The sequence below is a fragment of the Bradyrhizobium sp. genome (assembly GCF_017881085.1).
Taxonomy (GTDB): Bacteria; Pseudomonadota; Alphaproteobacteria; order Rhizobiales; family Xanthobacteraceae; genus Bradyrhizobium.
On record NZ_JADGRI010000391.1, the window covers coordinates 1 to 4349 of the forward strand.

Annotated in this window: 5 protein-coding genes, 1 tRNA gene and 1 pseudogene; 6 read left to right on the forward strand and 1 reads right to left on the reverse strand. The window is 62.6% G+C overall.

The window, feature by feature from the left end; genetic code table 11:
- Both QZ213_RS25205 and QZ213_RS25210 read left to right on the forward strand, forming a co-directional pair.
- Positions 1-598 (forward strand): histidine phosphatase family protein (locus tag QZ213_RS25205; RefSeq protein WP_291688783.1); only part of this gene is annotated, 598 nt, incomplete at its 5' end.
- 73 nt (positions 599-671) lie between these two features.
- A complete protein-coding gene (locus tag QZ213_RS25210) occupies positions 672-1439 on the forward strand; it encodes an SDR family oxidoreductase (RefSeq protein ID WP_291688784.1) in 768 nt (255 codons plus the stop codon).
- A gap of 137 nt (positions 1440-1576) precedes the next feature.
- On the opposite strand, the gene QZ213_RS25215 is transcribed toward QZ213_RS25210, so the two are convergent.
- Positions 1577-2803, reverse strand: a complete 1227-nt coding sequence (locus tag QZ213_RS25215; protein ID WP_291688785.1) for a serine hydrolase domain-containing protein — start codon at positions 2801-2803, stop codon at positions 1577-1579.
- 149 nt (positions 2804-2952) lie between these two features.
- Here QZ213_RS25215 and QZ213_RS25220 point away from each other — a divergent pair.
- The 4 genes and pseudogenes from QZ213_RS25220 to QZ213_RS25235 form a co-directional block, all read left to right on the forward strand.
- Positions 2953-3028 (forward strand) — tRNA-Trp (locus tag QZ213_RS25220).
- Between the two features lie 288 nt (positions 3029-3316).
- Positions 3317-3508 (forward strand): preprotein translocase subunit SecE, encoded by a 192-nt coding sequence (secE, locus tag QZ213_RS25225; protein ID WP_029584578.1) that lies wholly within the window; start codon positions 3317-3319, stop codon positions 3506-3508.
- Complete coding sequence (gene nusG, locus QZ213_RS25230) at positions 3508-4062, forward strand: transcription termination/antitermination protein NusG (RefSeq protein ID WP_291688786.1); 555 nt, start codon at positions 3508-3510, stop codon at positions 4060-4062. Before secE ends, nusG begins: the two co-directional genes overlap by 1 nt.
- Before the next feature lie 140 nt (positions 4063-4202).
- Positions 4203-4349 (forward strand): annotated as a pseudogene (locus tag QZ213_RS25235) (50S ribosomal protein L11); the annotation flags it as partial.

Genomic DNA, 4349 nt, shown 5'->3' on the forward strand with positions numbered 1-4349 from the left:
CGACACCGGCGATCGCGAAGTCTTCGAGGCGGTCGCCAAGATACTGCCGCGCAACGCGGTGTGGTATGCGAGCAGCCTGATGCGCACGCACCAGACCGCCGATGCAATCTGGTCCGCCGGCTTTCCAAGACCCGCCACCATGACCAGGGAAGCGGCGTTTGCCGAACAGCATCTCGGACAATGGCAGGGCATGAATCGCGCCGCCTTCCTCGCCAGCCGGCCGGTCGGCAGCCACTGGTTTGCCGATATCGACGAGCCCGCGCCCGGCGGCGAGAGTTTTATGGATCTTTATAACCGTGTGCGCGGCGCGATTGATCGGATTAGTGCCGAGCACGCCGGCAGGGACGTGATTGCCGTGGGCCATGGCGGGACCATCAAGGCGGCAATCGGTCTCGCGCTCGGCGGCCAGCCGGAAAGGGGCCTCGCCTTCGATGTCGACAATTGTTCGGTGACAAGGCTCGACCATTTCGCCAGCGAAGGCCACAGCGTTTGGCGGCTGCCGATGGTGAACCAGCAGCCGTGGATCGCCGACGCCAGGCACGCCGCGATGCACCAGCCGGCCGGGCCGGAAATCGTGCCGGAGACCAAGCTCGCGTGAAGCGCGGTTGTCGAAGACGGCGAACGCTGCTTAGCTCGGAATCGAAAATCAAAACCATGTCTGGGAGAGAAACATGACCTTGTTCGATATGACCGGAAAAGTCGCCGTCATCACCGGCTCTACCCGCGGCATCGGCCGCGCGATCGCCGAACGGATGGCCGAGCACGGCGCCAGGGTAGTGATCTCCTCGCGCAAGCAGGACGTCTGCGACCAGGTGACCAAGGAAATCAACGACAAGTTCGGCAAGGGCAAAGCGGTCGCGATCGCGGCCAACATTTCCAGCAAGGAAAATCTGCAGAACCTGGTCAACGAATCCAACCGCGCCTTCGGCAAGATCGACGTGCTGGTCTGCAACGCCGCGTCCAATCCTTATTACGGGCCGCTCGCCGGCATTTCCGACGACCAGTTCCGCAAGATCCTGGACAACAACATCGTCGCCAACAACTGGCTGACCAGCATGGTGGTGCCTCAGATGATCGAGCGCAAGGATGGCTCGGTCATCATCGTGTCCTCGATCGGCGGCCTGAAGGGCTCGACCATTCTCGGCGCCTACGCGATCTCGAAGGCCGCCGACATGCAGCTCGCGCGCAATCTGGCCTGCGAATACGGCCCGCACAATGTGCGCGTCAACTGCATCGCGCCGGGCTTGATAAAGACCGATTTTGCGAAGGCGTTGTGGGACAATCCGGAGAACCTGAAGGCCTCGACCTCGCGCTCGCCGCTGTTGCGCATCGGCATTCCCGACGAGATCGCGGGCGCCGCGGTGTTCCTGGGCTCTGCGGCCGGCAACTTCATGACCGGCCAGACCATGGTGATCGACGGCGGCGCGACGATCAGTTGACGCGCTATAGCGTCATCCCGGGGCGCGCATTCCGACCTCGGGTTTACCCGAGTTCGGCATTTATCATTGTCCAAGTCGGCTACAGCCGACTTGGATGCGAACCCGGGATGACCGCTCCGCAATGACGGACAATTCTGTCACTCCAGCGCCGCGTGCACCAGGTTGCGCAGCTGCGCGCGGATATAATGGCGTTGCGCCGGACCCTGCATCATGAACACGACGAACATCTGTTCGGCCGGATCGATCCAGAAAAACGTCCCGGCCATTCCGCTCCAGAAGAACTCCCCGAGCGAACCCGGGAACGGCGCCATGCCCTTGGCGGTGCGGACCGCAAAGCCGAGGCCGAAGCCGTGACCGGCGGGCATCAGCGGGGAGTCGGCGACGCTGACGTTGGGGCCGAGGTGATCCGACGTCATCAGCTCCAGCGTTTTCCGGCCGATCAGCCTGTTGCCGTCAAGCGCGCCGCCGTTGAGCAGCATCTGGCAGAAGCGGGCGTAGTCCATGGTGGTCGAGACCAGGCCACCGCCGCCGGATTCCATGACAGGCTTTTCCAGCATGTCGAAGAGTTCCACCTTCTCGCCGCTCCAGGGATCGACCGGGAACGGCTCGGCGAGCCGGCCGGCGTTTTCCTGGCCGGTATGGAACGCGGTCTCGGCCATTTGCAGCGGCGCCAGAATCCGCTCGGTCAGGAACGCGCTCAAGCTCTTGCCGGAAACGATTTCGATGATGCGGCCGAGGATGTCGGTGGAGCGGCTGTAGTTCCACTCGGCGCCGGGCTGGCACACCAGCGGCATGCTGGCGACGAGGGCGGCGTGTTCGGCATTGGTGATCTTGCGGCTGCGCAGCCGCGATTGCTGGTAGAGCTGCTGCACCAGGCCGTTGCCGGTATGGTCGTAAGTGATGCCCGAAGTGTGCCGCAACAGGTCCTGAATTGTCATCGCTCGCTTGAGCGGTACGAGATCGAGCTTGCCGTTGTTCTCGACCCCGACCTTCTGGCCGGCGAATTCCGGGATGAATTTCGCGACGGGGTCGCTGAGCACGAAATGGCCATCCTCGATCAGCATCATGATGCCGACCGAGACGATCGGTTTGGTCATCGAGAAGATCCGGAAGATCGAATTGTGCGCCATCGGCGCGGATGCCGCCGGGCTCTGCTTGCCCAGCGCCTCGAACCAGCCGATCTGCCCGCGGCGGGCCACCATCACGGTCGCGCCGGGCAGGGTTCCCTTGTCGATCTCGCGCCTGAAGGCGTCCGACATCCGCTGCAGCCGGACGGGCGAGAGGCCTAGCTGCTCCGGTTTGGCTTGGGGAAGCGGGGGCGTCTGCGGGCCGGCGGGGTGTTTTGTGGCGGCTTGCGGGGTCATGGTCTCTCCCTTTTGCTCTTGCTTGGCTTGGTGGAATTCTGGCGCAGAACGACGGGGTTGAACAGGGCGTCAACTGCGCTTCGCCCTTGCAATCGGGGCAGTCCCTATGCTTGAAACGGCGCGGATCGGCGGTGACGCGGGTTCCCTGTAGGAGTGTAGCTCAATTGGTAGAGCACCGGTCTCCAAAACCGGGGGTCGCAGGTTCGAGCCCTGCCACTCCTGCCAGTCAAGTCCTTGCCAGCTAAGCCCTTGATTTTGACCGGTCCGGATCGGGCGCCTTCAAGCGGATTCTGAGGCCTTCGGTTCCCGCCACCTTGACCTTTCGCCCCGCTCGCAGTACATAGCCGCCACCTGCTGCCGGCCCGCTTAGGCGGATATCCGGCGCGGCTTTGAAATCCCCCCGAACAATCGAGCCCGCTTGCCGGCTCATCCTTCAAAAGAGGGCTGGGCGCTGGAGGGCTGTTCGGATTCCTTAAAACGTAAATCGTCCGGCAACGCGGATCACATAAAGCGATGGCTTTCAGCCCGTTCAAATTCCTGCAGGAAGTGCGCTCGGAGACCGCCAAGGTCACCTGGCCGACCCGCCGCGAGACGACGATCACCACCATCATGGTGTTCGTGATGGTGGCGCTGGCTTCGATCTTCTTTTTCGCCGCGGATCAGATCATCCGTTATCTCGTCACCTTTTTGCTCGGCATTCACTGATGACAGCCACCGCAACCCAAACGACGGACAAGCGCTGGTACATCGTCCACGCTTACTCCAACTTCGAAAAGAAGGTCGCGGAATCGATCCGCGAGCAGGCCAAGCAGCGCGGGCTTGAAGAACTGTTCGAGCTGGTGCTGGTGCCGACCGAAAAGGTCACCGAAGTGCGCCGCGGCCGCAAGGTCGACGCCGAGCGCAAGTTCTTTCCGGGCTACGTGCTGGTCAAGATGAAGCTGACCGACGAAGCCTTTCATCTCATCAAGAATACCCCGAAGGTAACGGGCTTCCTCGGCGCCGAAAACAAGCCGATGCCGATCTCGGAAGCCGAGGCCATGCGGATCCTGCACCAGGTGCAGGAAGGCGTGGAGCGCCCGAAGGCGTCGGTGTCGTTCGAAATCGGCGAGAATGTGCGCGTGGCCGACGGCCCGTTCGCGTCGTTCTCCGGTGTGGTCGAGGAAATCGACGAGGCGCGCTCGCGCGTAAAGGTCGCAGTGTCGATCTTCGGCCGCGCCACGCCGGTCGAACTGGAATTCGGTCAGGTCGAGAAGGTCTGATCGGAGACCCTTTCCCCGCGAGAGCAGGGCAAGGGTGAAGAGCCGTGGGAGGAGATGGATGATCGCCAGTCATCCGTTGAACCGCACCACGGTCCTGTGAAGTTTCCGGAATCGTCCGGAAACAGCATGAGGAGTGACAGATGGCAAAGAAAGTGACCGGATACCTGAAATTGCAGGTGCCGGCCGGAGCGGCGAACCCTTCGCCCCCGATCGGACCCGCGCTTGGTCAGCGCGGCCTCAACATCATGGAATTCTGCAAGGCGTTCAACGCGCAGACGCAGAAGGAA